Source organism: Nioella aestuarii (genome assembly GCF_050896395.1).
Classification (GTDB): domain Bacteria; phylum Pseudomonadota; class Alphaproteobacteria; order Rhodobacterales; family Rhodobacteraceae; genus Nioella; species Nioella aestuarii.
Map to the genome: position 1 here is coordinate 1 of NZ_JBPBBA010000016.1, position 22,231 is coordinate 22,231.

The following is a 22,231-nucleotide window of genomic DNA, read 5'->3' on the forward strand; positions in this document are numbered from 1 at the left end:
CGCGCGGCGGGGTTTGTCATCTCGCGGGCCGGACGGGCGGGGGCCGCCACCGGGTTTCGGCGCGCGCGGCATCGAGGAAAAATCCGGCGCGCTGTCCATGGCGCGCACTGTTATGCCCTCATCCAGTACCGCTCCATTTCCGAAGGCGCTTGCGAATTTGGCCGCACTCGCCTCGGTCAGTTCCACGAAGGTTTCCGACTGCTGCACCCGGATTGCACCGATAGAGTCCTTGTCGAGATTGCCAGCGCGGCACAGAAGCGGCAGCAGCCAGCGCGGCTCGGCCCGATCGCCCGCACCGACCGACAAAGCGAACCAGCGGCTGGGGCCAAAGGGCTTGCGGTCTTTGGGGGCCGGGCGCGCATCGGGGGGGCTGAGATCCTCGGGCGCGGAGTGGCGACTGCGATAAAGCCTCAGATAGGCAGCGGCCACAGCCTCAGGGCTGTGCATCTCCAGCAGGCGGGCGGCAAAAGCGGCCTGATCCTCGGTGGTCTCTTCTTCCCATGCGGGATCGTTCAGCAGACGGTCCTCATCCTGCCGCAGAATGTCGTCGGCAGAGGGCGGCACCGTCCATTCCGCCGTGATCTTGGCCCATTTCAGCAGGCGTTCGGCCTTCTTGACGATCTTCGGCGGCACGATCAGTGCGGAAATGCCCTTGCGCCCGGCGCGGCCGGTGCGGCCAGAGCGGTGCAAAAGCCCTTCGGCGTTCGAAGGCAGATCAGCGTGGATCACCAGTTCCAGATTGGGCAGGTCGATGCCCCGCGCGGCCACATCGGTTGCCACGCAGACCCGTGCGCGCCCGTCGCGCATGGCTTGCAGCGCATGGGTGCGCTCGCTTTGGCTCAATTCGCCCGACAGGCTGACCACCGAAAAGCCCCGGTTGGCGAAGCGCGCGGTCAGGCGGGCCACAGCGGCGCGGGTATTGGCGAAAACGATGGCGTTTTCCGCCTCGTGATAGCGCAGCAGGTTGATGATGGCGTTTTCCGCATCGACTTCGGCCACGCGCAGGGCCTGATAGGTGATGTCGGCGTGTTGGCGCCCCCCGGTCTGGGTGCTGACGCGGACGGCGTCGCGCTGGTAGTGCTTTGCCAGTGTCACGATCATCGGCGGCACTGTTGCCGAGAACATCAGGGTGCGTCGATCCTCGGGGGCCTCGCCAAGCATGAATTCAAGGTCTTCGCGGAAGCCCAGGTCCAGCATCTCGTCGGCTTCGTCCAGAACCACGGCGCGAAGCTGGCTCATGTCGAGCGTGCCGCGCTGGATGTGGTCGCGCAGACGGCCGGGTGTGCCCACAACGATATGCGCGCCGCGTTCCAGCGCCCGACGTTCATCGCGGAAATCCATGCCCCCCACACAGGATGTCACCCGCGCACCCGCCTTGGCATAAAGCCAGCTCAGCTCGCGCATCACTTGAAAGGCAAGCTCGCGGGTTGGCGCCACGACCAGCGCCAGCGGCGCTTCTGCAGGGCCCATGAACTCTGCGTCTTCCAGAAGGGTAGGTGCGATGGCAAGCCCAAAGCCTACGGTCTTGCCCGAACCGGTCTGCGCCGACACAAGAAGATCGGAAAACTGCAGCTCAGGGTCCGTGACGGCCTCTTGCACGGCGGTAAGGGTGTCATAGCCACGCTCGGCGAGGGCATCAGCAAGGGTCTTGATCATAGGAAGAGACGGTCCATCAGGGCAACGCTGGGCTCTATGCCCGCGGAAAGCCGGACCCCTACCTGCATGGGCAGAGAATGTATAGGGGGAATCGGAGTGAAATCAGGCCGCGCGACGCGCCGCCATGATCCAGATACCCATAAGGAGCAGAGAGAAGATGGCATTGTAATTGGCCATGGAGAGGCCGAAAAGCTGCCAGGAAATCTGGTCGCACAGAACGATGGCCTCGCCGCAATTGGGGTCGAGCAATCCGCATTCCGCGCTGGCCAGATCAACGCCGCGAGAGGTGCAGGAGGCCGGGCCGATCCACCAGCCACGTTCCACGCCGGAATGGAAAATGCCAAGCCCCGTGGACACAGCCATGTTCAGCACGCCAACCCAGGCGATTAGCGCTTTGGGAATGGCCAGTCCGATGACACCCAGAACGATGCCGATCCGATGCGGCCAACGCTGCCAAAAGCACATCTTGCAAGGCGCCACACCGACCACATACTGGAAAAACAGGGCCCCGAAGAACAGCCCGGCAGAGCCGAGTGCCGCCAGGAGGATCAGGTTGCGCCGTGTGAGAGTGCTGAGGAAGTTCATAGGAATTTCACCACATAGAATCCGCCCAACAGCAGTATCACGAAGAGAGTGAACATCAACCCGAGCCGACGTTCAATGAAGTCACGAATTGGTGCGCCGAATTTCCACAGCAGGGCCGCAACGATGAAAAAGCGCAGGCCGCGTGCGATGACGCTGGCAACCATGAACACGCCAAGGTTCAGCTGCGTGACCCCCGACATGATCGTAATCACCTTGTAGGGGAAGGGCGTGACGCCCGCGATCAGTACCGCCCATGCGCCCCATTCGTTGTAACGGGTGGCGAATTCTTCGAAATAGGCGTCCTTGCCGTAGAACTCGAGCACAGGGCGACCCACGGTCTCGAACAGGCCATAGCCAATGTAATAGCCCATGAGCCCGCCAAGCACCGAAGACACGAGACAGACGGTGGCAATCAGGAAAGCGCGCCTGGGCACCGCGATAATCATCGGGATCATCAGAATGTCGGGCGGGATCGGAAAGACAGAGCTTTCAAGAAAGGACACGATGGCCAGCGCCACAAGCGCGTAGCGATGTTCGGCAAGGCTGATTGTCCAATCGTAAAGTCTGCGGATCATATGCTTCTCCTGAAAACGTCCGATGGCGATGCCTGATCCGGCGGCGCGGGTCAAGCGTGCTGCGGCAGGAGATGGGGTTTGCGATGCGGCCAGGACGCGCTATGCCCAATAGGCGGGCGGTTATGATCCCGCAAGTGGAGGGGAGGCAGACCATGACGGTCATCATCGCGGGCGCAGGCATTGGCGGGCTCAGCCTTGGGCTGACGCTGCATGAGGCGGGCATCCATTTTCACATTGTCGAGGCGGTGGAAGAGCTGAAGCCGCTCGGCGTGGGTATCAACCTGCAGCCCCATGCGGTGCGGGAACTGTTTGAGCTGGGGCTGGAAATGCAGCTTGACGAGATCGGGTTGCGCACCAAAGAGGTTGCCTATTTTTCTCAGCAAGGCGGGCTGATCTGGTCAGAGCCGCGCGGAAAAGGGGCGGGCTATCGCTGGCCGCAATATTCGATCCATCGGGGGGAGCTGCAATTCCTGCTTTATCGCGCGTTGATCGAGCGGTGCGGGCCAGATGTCATCACCACGGGTGCGGCGCTGGCGGGCTGGGAGGAAGACGCCCATGGCGTTGTGGCGCATCTGGTCAACCGTCGGACGGGCAAGGCACTGCCCGATCTGCACGGGCTGATATTGGTGGGTGCGGATGGCATCAATTCGACATTGCGCGCCGCGCTTTATCCCGATGAAGGCCCGGCCCATTGGCGTGGAAACATGATGTGGCGCGGCGTGACGCGGGCGAAAAGCTTTCTGACCGGGCGGACGATGGCGATGGCAGGCACTGCGGATCGCAAGTTTGTCTGCTACCCGATCCAGGAATTTGACGACGGGGATCTGCGCGTCAACTGGATCGCCGATCTGGCGAAGCCTGCGGACTATCAGTGGAATCGCCAGGACTGGAACCGTGAAGGACACTTGCATGATTTCGCTGATCATTTCGCGGAATGGCGCTTTGACTGGCTGGATATACCAGCGCTGATCCGCGACGCGGAAGGCATCTGGGAATATCCGATGGTCGACCGCAATCCGCTGCCCCGATGGAGCCATGGGCGCGTGACCCTTCTGGGTGATGCGGCCCATGCGATGTATCCAATCGGGTCGAACGGCGCGACGCAGGCCATTCTGGATGGGCGTGTGCTGGTGCGTGAGATGCTGAAAGCGGGTCAGACCGAGGCGGCATTGCAAGCCTATGACGACGATCGCCGCGAGGCGATGAACGCGCTTGTGCTGGCCAATCGGGGGGATGGGCCGGATGTGGTGCTGGATAAGGTGGCCGACCGGGCACCGAATGGGTTTGGCGATATCTCTGAGGTGATGAGCGCGGCCGAGCTGGCCGAAATTGCCGGGGCCTACAAAAAGATCGCGGGGTTCGATGTGGAACGGCTGAACGCCCGGCCCGGGATCATGGCGCTGTAGCGACAGGGGCGGCTGGCGATCGGTCTGGTTGGGGTGAGGACGGGCATTGCAATGCGCGTTAAGGCGCTTCGAAGCGCCTTTGCGCATCTTCCGGGTCACCGCGAAAACTGCAGGGCGGATAGGTTCGGGCTGACCCGATCAACCGTCAGGAGTCCTGTAATGCAGCTTGTCTTTCACCCGCTAGACCCCGCTTTTGTCACCTCAGTCAGGTCCGGCGGCCCCGATGCCAATGGCCAGCCTGCGGAAACGGCGATCTCGGATGGGCAGGGTGTGCCGTGCCGGTCCTGCCTGCGCGATGTGCCGCAAGGTGAACCCTACCTGATCCTCGCCGCGCGGCCCTTTCCGAAACCGCAACCCTATGCAGAACTTGGGCCGATCTTTCTGTGTGCAGGCGACTGTTCGCCCTGGGACGGGCCGGGGCTGCCGCCGATCCTGCACACATCGCCCGATTATCTGCTAAAGGCTTATTGCCGGGATGACCGGATCATCTACGGCACCGGCCAGATCACCAGGTCCAGCGAGATAGAGAGTTACGCGGCACAGCTTCTCAGCCGGGGGGATGTCGCCTATGTTGATGTCAGATCGGCCCGCAACAATTGCTTCCAGACAAGGATCACGGCAGCGCCATGACACCCAAATACGACCGCATCCCTGAAATTGCGCTGGACTGGCACCGCCGGGGCAAGGGCGCTGCGCTGGCCACTGTGATCGAAACCTGGGGCAGCGCGCCGCGGCCTGTGGGCAGCCAACTTGTGGTGTCGGGCGAGGGCGAGATGGAAGGCTCGGTCTCCGGCGGCTGCGTAGAGGGTGCTGTGGTAATCGAATCCATTGACTGCCTGGAGGGCGGCACGGCCACTGTGCTGGAATTCGGGGTCGCCGATGAGCAAGCCTTCGCTGTGGGACTGGCCTGTGGCGGGCGCATCCGGGTGCTGGTGGAACCCGTTGGCCGGGTGATCCCGGTCGAGATGTTGGAGGCGCTGGTCGATGCCCGTGCCGCGCGTGAACAGGTGGCATATGTCGTCAACCCTGACTCCGGCGCGCGCCGTCTGGTGACAGGGGGGGGCGATGCGCTGGAGGCCGAGATCAACGAGCGGTTTCGCAAGGATAAATCGGGGTTCGAGGGCGACTGGTTCATCGGCATCCACAACCCGCCCCTGCGTATGGCCATCGTGGGGGCAGTTCATATCGCGCAGGCATTGGTGCCGATGGCGCGGCTTGCGGGCTATGACCCGGTGGTGATCGACCCGCGCCCTGCCTTTGGCGCAGAGGCTCGGTTTCCGGGGGAAACTCTGATCGAAGACTGGCCGGACGAAGCGCTTGCAGGCTATGGGCTCGACCCGCGAACAGCTGTCGTGACATTGACCCATGATCCCAAGCTGGATGACCCGGCGATTAAGGCGGCCCTTGGGTCTGACTGCTTTTATCTGGGATGCCTCGGTTCGACACGCACCCATGCGAAGCGGATTGAGCGGCTGAAAGACGCCGGGTTTTCCGACGCCCAGATCACCCGCATCCATGGCCCTGTGGGGCTTGATATCGGGGCACAGGGGCCGGCGGAAATTGCCATTTCGATCATGGCGGAAATCACCACAAGGCTCCGCAAGGAATGAGATTTGGCCCGGTTCCCCTTCATGTGGCCGAGGGTGCCATCCTGGCCCATTCGGTGCAGCTGGCCAAGGGCAGACTGCGCAAGGGCCGGGTGCTAAGCGGCGACGATATTGCCACGCTCGCTGCCAACGGACTGACCCGCGTGACGGTGGCACAGCTTGACCCCGGTGACATCGAGGAAAACGAGGCAGCGCGTCGTCTGGCGGCGGCGCTGGTGCCAAACCCGGACGCAGCGGGGTTGGAACTGCAAGAAGCTTTCACCGGCCGCGTCAATATCCGGGCAACGCGCGCGGGCGTGGTCGAGATCGACGTGGCGGCGGTTGAAGCGTTGAATGCGGTCGATCCGATGATCACGCTGGCAACAGTGCCGCGCTGGCAGCGCGCCTGGCCGGGGATGATGGTGGGGACAGTCAAGATCATTGCCTATGGCGTTGAAAATAATGCGCTTTGCCGCGCAGAGGATGCTGCGCGATCCGCGATTTCGATACGGCCGGTGGAGGTGCAGAGTGCCGGGCTTATCGTCACAGAGGTGCCCGGTGATCCGGTGCACCCGGATGACAAAGGCATTCGTTCGGTCACGGGGCGTCTGGAGGCGCTTGGCATATCGCTCGACGCCTTGCGGATCGTGGCCCATGACTCAGAAGCGATCAGGGCGGCGCTTGCCGATTTGCCGGGCGCGCTAAAGCTCATCCTCACCGCCTCGGCCACCTCTGACATCCACGATGTAGCCCCCTCGGCGGTGGTCGCGGCAGGAGGCCAGATCACCCGCTTCGGGATGCCGGTCGACCCCGGAAATCTGCTGTTTCTGGGGCAGATCGGACCAGCGCCGGTGATTGGCCTGCCGGGATGTGCTCGTAGTCCCGCGTTGAACGGGGCCGACTGGGTGTTAGAGCGCGTGGCCTGTGGGGTTCCGGTCAGCGCCGCTGATATATCAGCCATGGGCGTTGGCGGTCTGCTCAAGGAAATTCCCACCCGCCCGCAGCCCCGTGCGGGGCGCAACCCTAACGGGTAGCAGGCGGCGGAAACGCTCAATTTTTGACCATTCAAAAAAATTTCATTTGTCCTTCAACGATTCCGTGCTTGGATAAACCCATAACCAAGGGAGGAATTTCATGACCCAGGTCACGATGACCGTGAACGGGAAATCCGTTTCCGGTTCCGTAGAAGGGCGCACTTTGCTGTCCGAGTTTATTCGCGAGGGACTACGATTGACCGGCACCCATGTGGGCTGTGACACCAGCCAATGCGGTGCTTGCGTGGTTCACGTGAACGGCCAGCCGGTGAAAAGCTGCACTATGCTGGCAGCGGAAGCAGAAGGCGCCGACATCAAAACCATCGAGGGCATGGCCAATGCAGATGGCTCGCTCTCCACAGTGCAACAGGCGTTTCAGGACCACCACGGCCTGCAATGCGGCTTCTGCACACCGGGCATGGTGATGAGCGCATCGGCACTGCTGGCCGAGAACCCCAAGCCGACTGAGGCCGAGGTGCGCGCCTATCTGGAAGGCAATATCTGCCGTTGCACCGGATACCACAACATCGTCAAGGCGATCATGGCTGCAAGCGGTCAGGAGGTTGCCGCGGTGGCCGCAGAATGAGGGGGGCTGTGCTTGCCATTGCCGCGACTGCTCTGGTTCCGGCAATGGCCCATGCAGAAGGGTTTTCCTCTGGCTATGTCACCGGCTTCAACTCTGATGCCGAATGCATGGACATGGCCCGCACCTCGATGGATGCCCATTTCCGCAATCATGGAGGAACGCCCGACACGGGCGAGGCCAGCTTCTCGGTCTTTGGCTTCGATGTGCCGCCGGGACGGACGCAAGTGGCGATCATCTGCACTGAGGATCAGGGCCGCTACACCGCGACCGTGACCGGCTACAGCCTGCAGCAAGATGGAACGCGGCTTAGCACGGTTGAAGCGATGCTTGACCTTCTGGAAGGGATCGCGCCGACCGGCAGCAAGTGATGATCGAGCGGGAGTGACCCGCAGGATGGGAGGATTGATGCCAAGACCCGTGTTTCTCGCTGCATTGCTGGCCCTGACAGCCGGCGCCGCTCTGGCCGATAATTTCGGCAATATCGATCTGCGGTCGGTCGAGAGCCAGCAGCTGTGCATGGAACGGGCCCATCAGGCGCTCGTGATCCTTGCAGCGGAGAACGGGTCGGACAATCCCGACATCACGCAAGGCAGCTGGAGCACGTTTGGCTGGGACTTTCCACCGCGTGCCATGGATATCTCGATCATCTGCCCGGATATCGACGGGGTGACATACCCGTTCGCCACCGGCCACACAACCGGCGACGGCAATGATCCAGGTGACATGATCGAACGGCTGGCGGAGATCTTTAACAAGTTATGACAGGCCCACGCCCGCGGGAGGCGGACGAAGGGCAGCACATAAATAAGGGAGGTTACCATGCCAAAGGATAGTGGCATCGGCGCAAGTTCAAAGCGTCGAGAGGACGTCCGGTTCCTGACGGGAACTGGCAATTACACCGATGACATCAACATGCCCGGCCAGGCTTACGTGCATTTCCTGCGCTCTGATGTGGCCCATGGACGGTTGAACAAGGTTGACACCTCTGTCGCGGCGGAAATGCCCGGCGTGGTACGTGTCTTTACCGGTGCGGATTTCGAAGGCGTGGGCGGTCTGCCCTGCGGTTGGCAAGTCACCGATAAGCACGGCAACCCGATGCAGGAACCGGCCCACCCGGTTCTGGCGCAGGGTAAGGTCCGCCATGTGGGCGACCCGATTGCCGCCGTGGTGGCCGAAACCGCCGCACAGGCGCGCAATGCCGCCGAGGCGATCGAGCTTGATATCGAGGAACTGCCCGCCGTCATCGACATGAAAGAGGCGGTGAAGGAAGGGGCAACCAAGGTCCATGACGACCTAGAGTCGAACCTGTGCTACGACTGGGGCTTCGTCGAGGAAAACAAGGCAGCGGTGGACGAGGCGTTTGAAAAAGCGGCCCATGTCACCACCCTGGAACTTGTAAACCAGCGGCTGGTTGCCAACCCGATGGAACCGCGCGTTGCCGTGGGCGACTACAACCGCGCCACGGGCGATTCCACGCTTTACACCACCAGCCAGAACCCGCATGTGATCCGGCTTCTGATGGGCGCCTTCGTTCTGGGCATTCCCGAACACAAGCTGCGCGTCGTGGCCCCCGATGTGGGCGGCGGCTTTGGGTCGAAGATCTTCCACTACGCGGAAGAGGCGTTCTGCACCTTTGCCGCCAAGGCACTGGCGCGGCCCGTGAAGTGGACCTCCAGCCGGTCCGAGGCCTTCATCTCGGATGCTCATGGCCGCGATCATGTGACCAAGATCGAACTGGCGCTGGACGCGGATAACAACTTCACCGCGCTCAGGACCGACACTTACGCGAATATGGGCGCCTACCTGTCCACATTCGCGCCGTCGGTGCCCACCTGGCTGCACGGCACGCTGATGGCCGGCAACTACAAGACGCCACTGATCTATGTGAACGTTAAGGCCGTTTTCACCAACACGGTTGCCGTCGATGCCTATCGCGGGGCAGGGCGGCCAGAGGCGACGTTCCAGCTGGAACGTGTCATCGACAAGGCGGCGCGCGAGTTGGGCGTCGATCCGGTGGCGCTGCGGCGGCAGAACTTCATCACCGAATTCCCCTATGCCACGCCCGTGGCGGTGGAATACGACACCGGCGACTACAACGCCACGATGGACAAGCTGCTGGAGATGGTGGACCGCGACGGGTTCGAGGCGCGTGCCGCCGAGAGCGCCAAGTCGGGCAAACTGCGCGGCTTTGGCGTAAACACCTATATCGAGGCTTGCGGTATCGCACCGTCTGCCCTTGTGGGTCAGTTGGGCGCGCGTGCCGGGCTCTATGAAAGCGCCACGGTGCGGGTCAACGCCACCGGCGGCCTGGTCGTTATGACCGGCAGCCACAGCCATGGGCAGGGCCATGAAACCGCCTTCCCGCAAGTGGTGGCCGATATGATCGGCATCCCCGAGGATATGGTCGAGATTGTCCACGGCGACACCGCCAACACGCCCATGGGCATGGGCACCTATGGCTCGCGTTCCTTGGCGGTCGGCGGATCGGCCATCGTTCGCGCAACCGAGAAGATCATCAACAAGGCCAAGAAAATCGCGGCCCATCTGATGGAGGCCTCGGAAGGGGATATCGAGCTCAAGGACGGCCAGTTCACCGTTGCAGGCACTGACAAATCGGTGGCCTGGGGCGATGTCACGCTGGCGGCCTACGTGCCCCATAACTACCCGCTGGAAGAGCTGGAACCGGGGTTGGAGGAAACGGCCTTCTACGATCCGGCCAACTTCACCTATCCGGCAGGGGCCTATGCCTGCGAGGTCGAAGTGGACCCGGACACCGGCAAGGTGACGATCTGCAGCTTTGCAGCGGCAGATGACTTCGGCAATGTCGTCAACCCAATGATCGTCGAAGGTCAGGTCCATGGCGGTCTGGCACAGGGCATCGGGCAGGCTTTGCTGGAAGGCGCGGTCTATGACGAAAACGGGCAGCTTCTGTCCGCGTCCTACATGGACTACGCCATGCCACGCGCCGATGATCTGCCAAGTTTCCAGGTGGATCATTCCTGCGCCACGCCCTGCACCCATAACCCGCTTGGGGTGAAAGGCTGTGGTGAGGCCGGGGCCATCGGATCACCGCCTGCGGTGGTCAATGCGGTGGTGGACGCGCTGCAACGCGGGGGCCATAACGTTACCCATATCGACATGCCGCTCAGCCCCGGTCGGGTCTGGCAGGCGATGAACAGCTGATCCCGGGACAAGGAGAGAAACCATGTATGAGTTTGAATTCAAACGTCCGGGCACCATCGCCGATGCCGTTGCTGCCCTTGGCGCGGAAGAGGCGCAATTGCTTGGGGGCGGGCAGACCCTACTGCCCACGATGAAGCAACGGCTGGCCGCGCCTGCGGTGCTGGTCAGCCTTGGCGGTGTGGCCGAAATGCAGGGTGTCTGCACCGATGACGCAGGGCGCATCTGCGTCGGCGGCGGCACCACCCACGCGGCGGTTGCTGCGGCCACGGCGGACAGCTATCCGGCGCTTTCGCATCTGGCGGGCCATATCGGCGACCCGGCGGTCCGCAATCGCGGCACGATCGGTGGCAGCCTGGCCAATAACGACCCGGCTGCATGTTATCCGTCGGCGGTTCTTGCCTCTGGCGCAAGTATCGTCACCAACACACGGGAAATCGCAGCGGATGACTTCTTTGAAGGCATGTTCACCACAGCACTGAATGACGGGGAGATCATCACCGAGGTGAAGTTCCCGGTGCCGGTGGCCGCCAGCTATCAGAAGTTCCTGCAACCTGCGTCCCGCTTTGCACTGACCGGCGTGTTCGTCGCAAAATTCGCGGGCGCTGTGCGCGTTGCGGTGACGGGTGCGTCAGAGGACGGCGTGTTCCGCTGGTCCGACGCAGAGGCGGCGCTGTCAGGCAATTTCTCGACCGATGCGGTCGACGGGTTGTCGGTGTCTGCTGACGGCATGATCGCCGATATGCATGGCTCTGCCGCTTACCGCGCCAACCTTGTGAAGGTGCTGACCAAGCGGGCTGTCGCCGCCTGCGGATAAGCGCCACGTAAGCACCAAGGCCGCCGCTGCCCCGCCGGGGTGGCGGCGGTTTTGTTTGAAACGGAGACATTGATGATTGCAGATATCTGGGGGTCATTCCGGCGAATGCCGATCTGGGTTCAGCTTTGGGTGGTGCTGGTCCTGGTGCCTGTGAACCTTGCCAGCCTGGCGTTCCTATCCTCCCCCGGCAGTCTGCTGATAGCGGTTCTTGCCGTTGGGGGCATGGTGCCGAACCTGCCGATCATGCTGCTGGAGCGGGGATTGTCCAAGGCGATGGCCTTTCCCCATATCCTGATCTGGACACCTTTGGTGGTGCTGATCCTGATGACTTTGACAGTAGGTGATCTGTTGCCACCCGCATTCCAAATGTTTCTTTGGGTCTTGCTGGCGGTTGATCTGATTTCGCTGGCTTTCGACTATCCAGATGCCGCGAAATGGCTCCGCGGCGATCGAGCCGTCGCCTGAATCAAAAAACCCCGCGCGAACTGCGCGGGGCTTTCAGGTTTTTGGTCGGTCTGAAACGATCAGAGCCCAAGCGCGTTACGCAAGCGGGTGGTCACTTCGGGCACCAGCGCCGGGTTGTTGCGGGCCTGCTCGATGGCCGCGTTCAGCGATGCGCGGGCAATGGACGACAGATCGGCATCGGCCACGGCAGCAAGGGCAGCATCCGCGTCGAACCCGTCAACCGAGAAGAGGGTCGAGAGATCGGTCGCGCCCTCAACGGCATCTGCAGCATCGGCAGTGCTCTCCATGGCCGCCTCGGTGGTGTCTTCGACGGCTGCTTCGGTTTCCTCAACGGCTGCTTCGGTGGTCTCTTCGGTCGCTTCAACTGCGGCGTCGGTCGCCTCTTCGGTCGCTTCAACGGCGTCGGTTGCGGCGTCGGTTGCATCCTCAACCGCGGCTTCGGTTTCTTCGGCCATTGCTTCGGTGGTGCCTTCAACAACAGCTTCGGCCTCGGCGGCGTCCTCGGTCACCGCATCCATGGCTTCGGTGCCTTCTGCAACGACGGCCTCTGCGGCATCCTCGGTTGCTTCGACAGCATCCCACGCTGCGTCCGTAGTCGCTTCCACAGCTTCTTCCGCCATATCGGCAGCGGCTTCGGTGCCTTCCTCGGCGATTTCGCCGGCGGCATCTGCGCCCTCTGCGGCGGCGTCATCGGCGGCGCCTGTGACCTGATCGAGCAGATCGCCAGCGTCTTCCATCACACCCTCAACCGCTTCGGTCACGGCGTCGGTGGCGGTGTCCACAGCGTCCTGCGCGGCTTCCTCGACGGCCTCAACCGCCTCGGCAGCGGCGTCTGCTGCGTCTTCAACCATTTCTTCAACCGCGTCAGCTGCCTCTTCCGCCATCTCTTCGGTGGCCTCAGTGGCTTCCTCTGCGGCTTCGGTCGCGGTCTCTACGGCTTCGGCTGCGGGGGCTTCTGCCTCGGGCTGACCAAGGGGGCTTAGGTAGTAGGCGGCGGCGCCAACAACGACAAGCGCGGCAATGATGGCAATTATGCGGGACATAAGGAAACTCCGATCCTCAGGGATGTAATTCGCGCGATTCCATACGCCGCCTGATGCCGCAGTGCAACGAGAACAGACGAATACATCCGATTCCCGCGGCATTCAGCCGGGATTCGCCTTGAAACACCCGTGCGGGAAGGCTAGTTTCGGGCACCGCATATCGTGGCAATAGAAGGATTTTAGCGATAGCCCGCAGACCGCACAACGCGCCCCCGCAGCGCGAAACTGGCCCCCGCGTTAACGAACGCATTCGGGCCCCCGAGATCCGCCTTATTGGCGCAGATGGAGAGAATGTCGGCGTCGTGACCCCGTCGCGCGCCATGGACATGGCTGCCGAAGCCGGTCTTGACCTGGTGGAAATTTCGCCGAATGCCACCCCTCCTGTCTGCAAGATCATGGATTTCGGCAAGTTCAAATACGAACAGCAAAAACGTGAATCCGAAGCTCGCAAGAAGCAGAAGATCATCGAGGTCAAAGAGATCAAGTTCCGACCGAACACCGATACGCATGACTATGAAGTGAAAATGCGCAACGTGTTCAAGTTTCTTGAAAACGGCGACAAGGTGAAGGTTACCTTGCGGTTCCGGGGCCGTGAAATGGCGCACCAGAACCTTGGCCGAGAGTTGCTGGAACGGGTTGCCGAAGACGTCAAGGAAATCGGCAAGGTCGAGAATATGCCGAAGATGGAAGGCCGCCAGATGGTCATGATGATCGGACCGTCGAAGTAACCGCACCGGTCAAAGAGGCATGAAGGGCGCACCAGCGATGGTCGCGCCCTTTTCTTTTGGGGCCCTTGCCATAAACCTGTGTGGGGCAAGTTATCAACGAAAGGGGCAGGACATGGACACTACAAAGGCTATGCGCCCGGACGTCGCGGACCTGGATGAGGCCAGCCGCCCAAAGGCCCCGCCCATTCCAGGGGCCACCGAAATGCAGAGTCGGCAGGGACGGCAGCTGGCGGCCATCCACAGGATGCATTTGCAGCAAATGGGGAGAGTGCGCCAGGTGATGGACGAGATCGCCGCCGGCAAGGCCGCGCCCGCCACGCTGGCCAAGGCTGTGCCCGAGATGGAAATGACGCGCAATTATCGTCAGTTCGGAAATCTCTGCGGCCAGGAATGCCAGTTCCTCGACTATCATCACGGGGCCGAGGAACACCAGGTGTTCCCGCATCTGGAAGGCCGTGGCAATGACGGTTTGCGCGCGGTGATCGACAAGCTGCGAGAGGAACACAAGGTCGTTCACGCGCTGTTGGAGCGCCTGTATTCGGATGCCGTGCGGCTGGTCCAGGATCCTTCAGGCGATGCCTTTGACGAGGCGAAAGCCACGTTCGAGGCGCTGGAACGGGTGGTCCGCTCGCATTTCGGCTACGAAGAAGAAGAGCTGGAAGAAGCGCTTGGCGTCTACGGCGGGCTTTAGCGAACCCAAATAAAACGGGCCGCGTTCAGCGGCCCTGTTTTCTGGATTACTGCGGACTCAGTCGAGGAAAGCTTTTTCCACCACATATTGCGCAGGCTTGGAATTCGCACCTTCTTCCAGCCCGTATTCCTCCAACATCTCTTTGAGTTCGAGATTGAAGGCGAGATTGCCGCAGATCATCGCTCGGTCGTTTTGCGGGCAGATCGGTGTAACGCCCAGATCTTCAAACGCCTCGCCAGAACGCATCAGGTCAGTGATGCGGCCCATCTTGGGGCTCTCTTCACGGGTGGTGGTGGGGTAGTACTTGATCTTCTTCCAGAACCCTTCGCCGATCACCTCGTTCAGCAGCTCATCGGTTTTCAGGCTTTCGATGATCCCCGCGCCATAAGTCAGCTCGCCCGCCTCGCGGCAGGTATGGGTGATGATGACCTCATCGTAATCCTCGTAGGTCTGCGGTTCACGAAGCAGGCTAGCGAAGGGGGCAAAGCCGGTGCCGGTGGCGAAGAACCAGATGCGTTTGCCGGGGATCAGCGCGTCATGGACCAGCGTCCCAACGGGCTTGGGCCGCAGGATGATCTGATCTCCCGCCTTGATATGTTGAAGGCGGCTGGTCAGCGGGCCATCGGGCACTTTGATCGAATAGAACTCCAGCTCTTCGTCCCAGGACGGTGAGGCGATCGAATAGGCCCGCAGCAGCGGTTTCTGTTTGCCGGTCTTTGGGTCCGGGTCGCCCATCAGGCCGATCATCACGAATTCACCCGAGCGGAAGCGCAAAGATGCGGGCCGGGTGCAGCGGAAGGAAAACAGGCGGTCGGTGTAGTGCTTCACCTCCGTCACGGTTTGCGCGTCGGGCAGGGTCGGCACTTTTACGGGCGATGCGGTGGCTTCGGTCACGGGTTTTTGCTCGGTCATGTCAACAATTGCGGCCCTTCTAAAGCCGACTCCCTCATTAAGCTTTGATCTGGGTCAGGAAAAGGGGGCGCTTTTACGCAGCACTCAGCCGTGACCTGTGGTCATGATCGCGCCAATTGGCACGGTCAAGCCATTGATCCTCGGGTTGACGGGTGGCCAGGGCGCGGTCGATTTCCACATCATCGAAGCCCGACCGGCGCGCCATGGCGTATTGATCGGCCAGTACGTGGCCCTTAGCCCGCAAATGCCCGGTAAAGCCCATCTGCCGCAACCGGCGGGCCAGGGTGAAGCCGCGCCCGTCCGCGAAGCTGGGGAAATCGATGCGCACGATCCGGTTCGACGTCAGCGCGCCAAGCAGATCCTCTGGCGCGGCATCCGATGCCAGATCCAGCGTGTCGCAAACCGGGGCAGGGGCGAAACCTGCGTCGGTGACAAGGACGGTTTCGGTTTCGGTCAGGGCCTCCTGGGCCATCAGATCTTTCATGTCGTCGCTCCTTACGAGGCGGTTTTCAGGGGCCCACGCACGATGCGCCCGTCGATGAAGTGAATGCCGCATTCTTCCTTCTCAGCACCCCGCCAACGGCCCGCGCGCGGGTCTTCGCCGGGTTTGACGGGGCTGGTGCAAGGAGCGCAGCCGATAGAGGGGTAGCCTTTGGCCACAAGCGGATGCCGGGGCAGGCGGTTATTGACCAGATATTCCTGCACATCCTCCGGTGCCCAATGGGCCAAGGGATTGATCTTGATACGGATGTCGCCCTCGGTCTCGAAGAAGTCGAGGGCGGCGCGTGTGCCGGACTGAAACCGTTTGCGACCTGTGATCCAGCTGTCGAACGGGGCCAGAGCGGCCTCCATCGGACGCACCTTGCGCAAATCGCAGCACGCATCGGTGCTCTGCTTATGCAATGTGCCGTCCGGGTCGCCTGCCAGGATCGAGATCTTGCTGGCATGGATGGTACGCACGTCCTGCAAACCAAGTGTCGCCGCCACTTCCTGCTGATAGGACAGCGTTTCGGGGAACAGCATCTGCGTGTCGATGAACAGCACCGGTGTGGCCGGGTCGATGACCGACACCATGTGCAGCAGCACGACAGATTCCGCCCCGAACGAGCTCACCAGCGCGATCCGGCCGAGGTCGGGGTCTTTCAACGCGCGCTCCATCACCGCCGTGGCGGAATGGTGCTTGTAACGCGCGTTCAGACCGTCGACCCAGCTCGACAGAGATCCTATGGGCGCATCAAGCGGCACGGGTTCTGGCCTCCGGGTAGAGGGCGGCCTTGAAGGGCTCGATGCCAACGCGGCGGTAGGCTTGCAGGAAGGTTTCCTCCGCGCTTTCCCGCAGGCCCAGATAGGTGGTCACGATGGTCTCAATCGCGCCCACGATCTCGTCATAGGCAAAGCCGGGGCCGGTACGGGTGCCAATCACCGCGTCCTCGGTGCCGTCTCCGCCAAGGGTGATCTGGTAGTTTTCCACCCCCGCACGGTCGAGGCCCAGAATGCCGATATGACCCACATGGTGATGTCCGCAGGCATTGATGCAGCCCGAGATCTTGATCTTGAGAGGCCCGACCTCGTGTTCCAGTTTCAGTTCTTCGAACCGCGTCGCGATTTCTTGAGCGACGGGAATGGACCGGGCCGTCGCCAGCGCGCAGTAATCCATGCCGGGGCAGGCGATGATGTCAGAGATCAGCCCGATATTGGCGGTGGCAAGCCCCGCCTGTTTCAGCTCTGCGTGAAGGGCGGGCAGGTGGCGCTTGTGAACATGGGGCAGGATGACGTTCTGCTCATGGCTGATGCGCAGTTCGTCATGGCCAAAGCGTTCTGCCAGATCGGCCATGACCCGCATTTGCTCTGCCGTTGCATCGCCCGGCGTATCTCCCTGTTTCTTTAGGGAAATCGTGACGATTGCATAGCCTTCAGCCCGGTGATCGGACAGGTTCGTATCAGCCCAGGACCGGAAGATTGGGTCATTGGCGTAGAAGGCATCGAAAGCGTCCGTCGACGCGGTCTCGAACGCGGGTGCTGCGAAATGCGTCTTGATCTCTTCCAGCAGCGCCACGTCCTTGCCACCCGCATAAAGCGGCTTGCGCAGGGCGAATTCTTTCTCGACCTCTGCCCTCAGATTCTCCAGCCCGAATTCATGGACGAGAATCTTGATCCGCGCCTTGTACTTGTTGTCGCGCCGGCCGATTACGTTCCAGACCGCAACGGTGGCCTCCAAGTAGGGCAGCAGGTCTTCCGCAGGGATGAAGTCGGCCAGAACCTTACCGATCATCGGCGTGCGGCCAAGCCCGCCACCGACCAGCACCTGATAGCCAATCGCGCCGTCCTTCTCGACAATGCGCAGTCCGATATCATGGGCCGCCGTCACTGCACGGTCATTCGGGGCGCCGGTGATGGCGATCTTGAACTTGCGCGGCATGAACTGGAATTCCGGGTGGTCGGTGGACCATTGCCGCAGCAGTTCCGCCACCGGGCGCGGGTCGGCCACTTCATCCGCCGCAGCACCGGCGAAATGGTCGGCGGTCACGTTGCGGATGGTGTTGCCGCTGGTCTGGATGGCATGGAGCCCGACCTCGGCCAGCGCGTCCAGCATATCCGGCACATCGCGCAGGCGCGGCCAGTTGTACTGGATGTTTTGGCGGGTGGTGAAATGGCCATAGCCCTTGTCCCAGGTCTCCGCCAGGTAGGCCAGCTGACGCATTTGGGTGCCGTTGAGCGTGCCATAGGGAATGGCGACCCGCAGCATGTAGGCGTGGAGCTGAAGGTAAAGCCCGTTCATCAGGCGCAGCGGCTTGAATTCATCTTCGGTCAGGCTTCCGTCGATGCGGCGTTCCACCTGCGCGCGGAACTGGCGATTGCGTTCTGCGAGGAAGTCACGGTCAAATTCGGAGTAACGGTACATTAGGGCGTATCCTTGTCACGGGCGCTGGCGAAATTTCTTCGAAGAAATTTGAAAAAGCTCTTCGAAGAGCTTTCCTGGCTCAGAGCTCTACTTGCTTGCCATGGGCGTAGTTGGACGGGCCACGAGTGCGAAAGACCTCGCGGAAATGGGTGGGTTCGGGGCCTTTCGGTCCATCTTTCGCATCGGCTAGATAGGCGCCGACGATTGTGTCCACCTGACGTTCCGCATCGAGCAGACGAATCTGGGCATGGGCCTCATCGGTGATCAGCTCGGCTTCGGCGTGATAGCGGGTCCAGCGGTCGTCCGCCGTCAGATAGACAACATCACCTTCCAGCAGATGGTTGGCAGTGATGACCTTGGGGGTGAATTCACGGGGCATTTGCAAGCTCCTGAAGCTCTGGCAGTCGGGCCTCTGCCGCGCGGGGCGAAAGGCCATAAAGAAGGATGGCGGGACCACTTAGGTTGGCGGTATCAAGATCGCTGGCCAGCGTGGCGAGCGTACTGTCAACAATGCGCTGGTCGGGGCGCGAGGCGTTTTCCACGATGGTCACGGGCGTTGCCGCCGGAGCACCATGCATCAGCAAGCGCCCCTGCAGGAATCGCGCGCCTTTCTTGGCCATGTAGATTGCAGCCACGGTACCGGGGCGGGCAAGCGCCGCCCAATCCTGTTCGGCAAATCCTTCGGTGTCATGACCGGTCAGCACGCGCAAAGCCGAGTTTCGTCCCCGCCGCGTCAGGCTCTGGCCAATTCCGACCGCTGCGGCAGAGGCCGACGTGATGCCGGGCACGATGGACCAGCCAATGCCAGCAGCCTCCAGCGCGTCAATCTCTTCGTCGAGGCGGCCATAGATCACGGGATCGCCGGATTTCAGGCGCACCACCTGCAGGCCCTGCCTGGCGTGTTCCACCATCAGCCGGGCAATTTCGTTCTGCGGGGTGTGGCGACCAAAGCCCTGCTTACCCACGTCCAGAAGCGTGGCTTCGCGACGGGCCAGTTCGAGGATTTCAGGCGCGACCAAACGGTCATGGATGATCACATCGGCCTCATCCAGCGCCTTGCGGGCCTTCAGTGTCAGCAGTTCGGGGTCGCCGGGCCCTGCGCCCACCAGGGCAACATGGCCGTCCCGGTCCTGCGCGGTCAGGTGGTCTACCAGCAACTTGCGCAGACCGGCCTGAACACCGGCGGCACCGCCGTCCGCGAGCGCTTTTGGCCCTTTGTCGAAATAGTATTCGGCCCAGAAGTCGCGGCGTTTGCGCCCGAAGGGCAGGGCCTCTACAGCGCCGCGAAAGGATTTGCCGATGCGCGCCAGCGTGCCAAGCGTCACGGGCAGCTTCTCCTCCAGGTCGCGTTTGATGGCGCGGGCGAGGACGGGGGCGGCCCCTTCTGTGCCGATGGCCACAGTTACCGGATCGCGGTCCACTATGGCGGGGGTGATGAAGGCGCTGTCTGCCAGATTATCGACGACGTTGACCAGGATGTCCGCCGTGTCGGCCAGTTGTTTGATACGCGCGTCCTCTGCGTCATCCTCATCGGCGGCATACACCAGAACCGCGCCTGGCAGATCGTCAGCCGATAGCGGGCGATGGTGCAGTGCAAGGCGCGCATCAGCGGCCCAGGCCATGATTTCAGGTGCGGGGTTTGTCGCGAACACTTCGATCCGTGCTTCGGTCTTCAACAGCAGACGCAGTTTCGCCAATGCGGCATCACCGCCGCCAGACAGCAGGATGCGCCGGTTCTCGACCGCGAGGAAGATCGGAAAATGTTTCATTTGGCGGCTCCTGCCTGTTCGCGTCTTATGGCTCAACATAGGATATTTTCCCGTCACAGCGCCATATGGGCTTGCAGATAAGAACAAATGTTTACTACAAGCGGCACAGTTAACCGCATTGTTCTTCCATGAAGGAGACCGCCGAATGTCTGCCCAAATCGACGCGCTGGATCGGAAAATTCTCGCCGCATTGCAGGAAGATGCCAGCCAGTCACTGGATGAAATCGCCAAGGTGGTGGGGTCGTCCAAGACGCCGGTCTGGTCCCGGATCCGCAAGATGAAAGAGGCGGGAATCATCGGCCGCCAGACGGTTCTGCTGGATGCCGAAGCCCTGGGATTGGAGGCGTGTTTCTTCGTGCTGATCCGCACGTCGGAACATGAATCCGATTGGCAGAAAAAGTTTCTGCACGCCCTGCAAAGTCGCCCCGAAGTGCTCGAGGCGCACAGGCTGGCGGGCGATATCGACTATATTCTCAAGGTTAGAGTGGCCAATGCGCGGGCCTATGACAGGTTCTATCAGGCGCTGATTTCAGAGGTGCGCATCCACAACGTCACCGCGCTGCTCAGCATGGAAGAAATCAAGTCCACCACGTTGTTGCCGATTGCGCTCGAGACCTGAGCCTTCGCGTCAGGGGCGATGCATCACATGGCGGTTGCGGCAATATCCCGGCGCATCGTTCAGCTTGGCGTTGTCATCCAGCAGATGGCGGCAATTCTCGTGCTGTTTGCAGGCGGCGCAGGACATCACAACCGACCTGTAGGCAATGGCAGAGCTTTCCGCATCCAGCCCGCCGATATGTGTCAGGTCCACATCAAGCCGGTCGGCCATGTCGTTCACCAGCCCGGCGCTTTCGCTCAAGTTCTTGAAAATGCCCATGGGGCCTCCTGTCATCCTGTTCCAGGTCAGAAGGCACATGTTCCGTTGCAAATGCATTGATATGGATCAAGCAGAGGCGGGCATAAGCTCGGTTTCGACGGTCGCACCGTGTTCTAACGTTCGGTGAACCGGACATTTATCGGCAATTTCGAGCAGGCGGTCGCGCTGTCCATCATCCAGCGAGCCGTGCAAAGTGATCCGCCGAATGAACCGGTCGATCCGTGCATCCTGTCCGCCTGCGTCCTGCGCATGGACTTTGTCATGCATCACATCGACTGAAACGTGGTCCAAGGGCCAACCCTTGCGTCGAGCATACATGCGGATTGTCATCGACGTACAGGCGCCAAGCCCGGCGGCGAGGAATTGGTACGGGGTAAAGCCCTGATTGGTGCCGCCATAAGCGATCGGCTCATCTGCTACAGCATGGTGAATCAGCCCGGCTTGTACATCCTGCCGGAAGCCATTGGGATCGGCCTCGGACACTCGGGTCACGCCCTCTGGCGCACCAATGGGCGGTGCGGGGCTATGCAGGTCCAGATAGCGCCCGGCCCAGGCTGTGATGACCTCGGCGGCGTATTCCGCATCCTCCGGGCGGCTGATCAGGTGATCGGCATTGTCGAGCGTGACAAAGCTTTTCGGGTGCTTGGCGGCCAGGAAGATCTGGGTGGCATTCTCGATCCCCACGACGGTGTCACGCGGGGCGTGCAGGACCAGAAGCGCCTTTTTCATGTTGGCAATAGCCGGTCCAAGCGCTTCGGCCCGCACGTCTTCCACGAAGCCCTTGCCAATGCGCAGCGGACGCCCGCCCAGATGCACTTCGGCCACGCCCTCGCGATTGATTTGCTCCAGCGCGTCGCCAAAGTTGTGCGTTACATGGTCGGGATCGAAGGGCGCTCCGATGGTCACCACTGCGCTGATACTGTCGATCTGACCCGCTGCCTTCAGCACTGCCGCACCGCCGAGCGAATGACCGATCAACATTGCAGGGGCCATGCCCCGGTTCGAAAGCGCCCTTGCGGCAGCCAGAAGGTCATCGACATTGGAGCTGAACGAGGTGTTTTCGAACTCGCCCCCGGAATGGCCCAATCCGGTGAAATCAAAGCGCAACACCGCGATCCCCATGCCAGCCAGCCGCGCCGCGATGCGCCGTGAGGCGGCGATATCTTTCCCGCATGTAAAACAATGGGCAAGGATGGCCGTAGCCAGATGCGGGCCTTCGGGCAGGTCCAATCGGGCGGCAAGATCGTGCCCGGCATGGCCGGGAAATGTGAAGCGCTCGGTTGGCATGGGAAGATCCTTGTTCGGTTGTCTAAATGCAGAGTGGTGGCCGGGATCACATGGCTCAACCCACCTCACGTATTAGTGTTGCAGCGTGACGGACGAGCCAAAAAATGACCCTCTGCGCGTCGGGCTTGCGCC

25 protein-coding genes are annotated in these 22,231 nt (G+C 61.7%); 13 read left to right on the plus strand and 12 right to left on the minus strand.

Going from position 1 to position 22,231, the window contains the following annotated elements; translation table 11 throughout:
• The 3 genes from ACROHD_RS10735 to ACROHD_RS10745 form a co-directional block, all read right to left on the minus strand.
• On the minus strand, positions 1-1,656 hold a 1,656-nt coding region (locus ACROHD_RS10735; protein WP_432677775.1), incomplete at its 3' end, for a DEAD/DEAH box helicase.
• Positions 1,657-1,758: 102 nt separating this feature from the next.
• Entirely contained in the window at positions 1,759-2,241 is a 483-nt protein-coding gene (locus ACROHD_RS10740; RefSeq protein ID WP_432677776.1) for a disulfide bond formation protein B, read from the minus strand.
• The gene (locus ACROHD_RS10745) at positions 2,238-2,816 is read right to left on the minus strand and encodes a YqaA family protein (protein ID WP_432677777.1); all 579 of its coding nucleotides are present in this window, start codon (positions 2,814-2,816) and stop codon (positions 2,238-2,240) included. The genes ACROHD_RS10740 and ACROHD_RS10745 overlap by 4 nt, the downstream gene beginning before the upstream one ends.
• A 152-nt stretch (positions 2,817-2,968) precedes the next feature.
• Between ACROHD_RS10745 and ACROHD_RS10750 the strand changes: the two genes are divergently transcribed.
• The 10 genes from ACROHD_RS10750 (at position 2,969) to ACROHD_RS10795 (ending at position 11,890) form a co-directional block, all read left to right on the plus strand.
• Positions 2,969-4,222 carry a flavin-dependent oxidoreductase gene (locus ACROHD_RS10750; protein WP_432677778.1) on the plus strand — a complete coding sequence of 418 codons (1,254 nt, stop codon included), beginning with the start codon at positions 2,969-2,971 and terminating at the stop codon, positions 4,220-4,222.
• A 159-nt stretch (positions 4,223-4,381) separates the two neighbouring features.
• Positions 4,382-4,852: a DUF1203 domain-containing protein gene (locus ACROHD_RS10755; RefSeq protein WP_432677780.1), complete on the plus strand. Its 471-nt coding sequence runs from the start codon at positions 4,382-4,384 to the stop codon at positions 4,850-4,852.
• Positions 4,849-5,832, plus strand: a complete 984-nt coding sequence (locus ACROHD_RS10760) for an XdhC family protein (protein ID WP_432677781.1) — start codon at positions 4,849-4,851, stop codon at positions 5,830-5,832. Before ACROHD_RS10755 ends, ACROHD_RS10760 begins: the two co-directional genes overlap by 4 nt.
• Positions 5,829-6,842 carry a molybdopterin-binding protein gene (locus ACROHD_RS10765; RefSeq protein ID WP_432677783.1) on the plus strand — a complete coding sequence of 338 codons (1,014 nt, stop codon included), beginning with the start codon at positions 5,829-5,831 and terminating at the stop codon, positions 6,840-6,842. The genes ACROHD_RS10760 and ACROHD_RS10765 overlap by 4 nt, the downstream gene beginning before the upstream one ends.
• Positions 6,843-6,942: 100 nt before the next feature.
• A complete protein-coding gene (locus tag ACROHD_RS10770; protein ID WP_432677784.1) occupies positions 6,943-7,428 on the plus strand; it encodes a (2Fe-2S)-binding protein in 486 nt (161 codons plus the stop codon).
• Complete coding sequence (locus ACROHD_RS10775; RefSeq protein WP_432677786.1) at positions 7,425-7,796, plus strand: hypothetical protein; 372 nt, start codon at positions 7,425-7,427, stop codon at positions 7,794-7,796. Before ACROHD_RS10770 ends, ACROHD_RS10775 begins: the two co-directional genes overlap by 4 nt.
• A gap of 37 nt (positions 7,797-7,833) precedes the next feature.
• A complete protein-coding gene (locus ACROHD_RS10780) occupies positions 7,834-8,190 on the plus strand; it encodes a hypothetical protein (RefSeq protein WP_432677787.1) in 357 nt (118 codons plus the stop codon).
• A gap of 57 nt (positions 8,191-8,247) precedes the next feature.
• A complete protein-coding gene (locus ACROHD_RS10785; protein ID WP_432677788.1) occupies positions 8,248-10,611 on the plus strand; it encodes a xanthine dehydrogenase family protein molybdopterin-binding subunit in 2,364 nt (787 codons plus the stop codon).
• Between the two features lie 22 nt (positions 10,612-10,633).
• Complete coding sequence (locus ACROHD_RS10790) at positions 10,634-11,425, plus strand: FAD binding domain-containing protein (protein ID WP_432677789.1); 792 nt, start codon at positions 10,634-10,636, stop codon at positions 11,423-11,425.
• 72 nt (positions 11,426-11,497) lie between these two features.
• Complete coding sequence (locus tag ACROHD_RS10795) at positions 11,498-11,890, plus strand: hypothetical protein (protein WP_432677791.1); 393 nt, start codon at positions 11,498-11,500, stop codon at positions 11,888-11,890.
• A gap of 59 nt (positions 11,891-11,949) precedes the next feature.
• Here the strand turns inward: ACROHD_RS10795 and ACROHD_RS10800 are convergent, their stop codons facing one another.
• Positions 11,950-12,933, minus strand: a complete 984-nt coding sequence (locus ACROHD_RS10800) for a hypothetical protein (RefSeq protein WP_432677792.1) — start codon at positions 12,931-12,933, stop codon at positions 11,950-11,952.
• A 185-nt stretch (positions 12,934-13,118) separates the two neighbouring features.
• Here ACROHD_RS10800 and infC point away from each other — a divergent pair, with 185 nt between their 5' ends.
• Together infC and ACROHD_RS10810 are read left to right on the plus strand one after the other, a co-directional pair.
• Complete coding sequence (infC, locus tag ACROHD_RS10805) at positions 13,119-13,661, plus strand: translation initiation factor IF-3 (protein WP_432677880.1); 543 nt, start codon at positions 13,119-13,121, stop codon at positions 13,659-13,661.
• A gap of 112 nt (positions 13,662-13,773) precedes the next feature.
• Positions 13,774-14,352, plus strand: coding sequence for a hemerythrin domain-containing protein (locus ACROHD_RS10810; RefSeq protein WP_432677794.1), 579 nt, complete (start codon positions 13,774-13,776; stop codon positions 14,350-14,352).
• Positions 14,353-14,409: 57 nt separating this feature from the next.
• Here ACROHD_RS10810 and ACROHD_RS10815 read toward each other — a convergent pair whose 3' ends face one another.
• The 6 genes from ACROHD_RS10815 to cysG all read right to left on the minus strand — a co-directional run bounded on the left by ACROHD_RS10815 (position 14,410) and on the right by cysG (position 19,935).
• On the minus strand, positions 14,410-15,264 hold the full coding sequence (locus tag ACROHD_RS10815; RefSeq protein ID WP_432677796.1) for a ferredoxin--NADP reductase: 855 nt from the start codon (positions 15,262-15,264) through the stop codon (positions 14,410-14,412).
• A 73-nt stretch (positions 15,265-15,337) separates the two neighbouring features.
• Positions 15,338-15,748 (minus strand): DUF934 domain-containing protein, encoded by a 411-nt coding sequence (locus ACROHD_RS10820; RefSeq protein WP_432677798.1) that lies wholly within the window; start codon positions 15,746-15,748, stop codon positions 15,338-15,340.
• Positions 15,749-15,759: 11 nt separating this feature from the next.
• Positions 15,760-16,509 (minus strand): phosphoadenylyl-sulfate reductase, encoded by a 750-nt coding sequence (locus tag ACROHD_RS10825; RefSeq protein WP_432677799.1) that lies wholly within the window; start codon positions 16,507-16,509, stop codon positions 15,760-15,762.
• Positions 16,499-18,166, minus strand: a complete 1,668-nt coding sequence (locus tag ACROHD_RS10830) for a nitrite/sulfite reductase (protein WP_432677801.1) — start codon at positions 18,164-18,166, stop codon at positions 16,499-16,501. The genes ACROHD_RS10825 and ACROHD_RS10830 overlap by 11 nt, the downstream gene beginning before the upstream one ends.
• A 79-nt stretch (positions 18,167-18,245) precedes the next feature.
• Positions 18,246-18,545, minus strand: a complete 300-nt coding sequence (locus tag ACROHD_RS10835) for a DUF2849 domain-containing protein (protein WP_432677803.1) — start codon at positions 18,543-18,545, stop codon at positions 18,246-18,248.
• The gene (cysG, locus tag ACROHD_RS10840; protein WP_432677804.1) at positions 18,535-19,935 is read right to left on the minus strand and encodes a siroheme synthase CysG; all 1,401 of its coding nucleotides are present in this window, start codon (positions 19,933-19,935) and stop codon (positions 18,535-18,537) included. Before cysG ends, ACROHD_RS10835 begins: the two co-directional genes overlap by 11 nt.
• A 145-nt stretch (positions 19,936-20,080) precedes the next feature.
• On the opposite strand from cysG, the gene ACROHD_RS10845 reads away from it, so the two are divergent.
• On the plus strand, positions 20,081-20,554 hold the full coding sequence (locus tag ACROHD_RS10845; RefSeq protein ID WP_432677805.1) for an Lrp/AsnC family transcriptional regulator: 474 nt from the start codon (positions 20,081-20,083) through the stop codon (positions 20,552-20,554).
• Between the two features lie 9 nt (positions 20,555-20,563).
• On the opposite strand, the gene ACROHD_RS10850 is transcribed toward ACROHD_RS10845, so the two are convergent.
• Entirely contained in the window at positions 20,564-20,827 is a 264-nt protein-coding gene (locus ACROHD_RS10850; RefSeq protein ID WP_432677807.1) for a DUF6455 family protein, read from the minus strand.
• Positions 20,828-20,878: 51 nt separating this feature from the next.
• On the minus strand, positions 20,879-22,099 hold the full coding sequence (locus tag ACROHD_RS10855; protein WP_432677809.1) for a bifunctional alpha/beta hydrolase/OsmC family protein: 1,221 nt from the start codon (positions 22,097-22,099) through the stop codon (positions 20,879-20,881).
• Between the last annotated feature and the right edge of the window lie 132 nt (positions 22,100-22,231).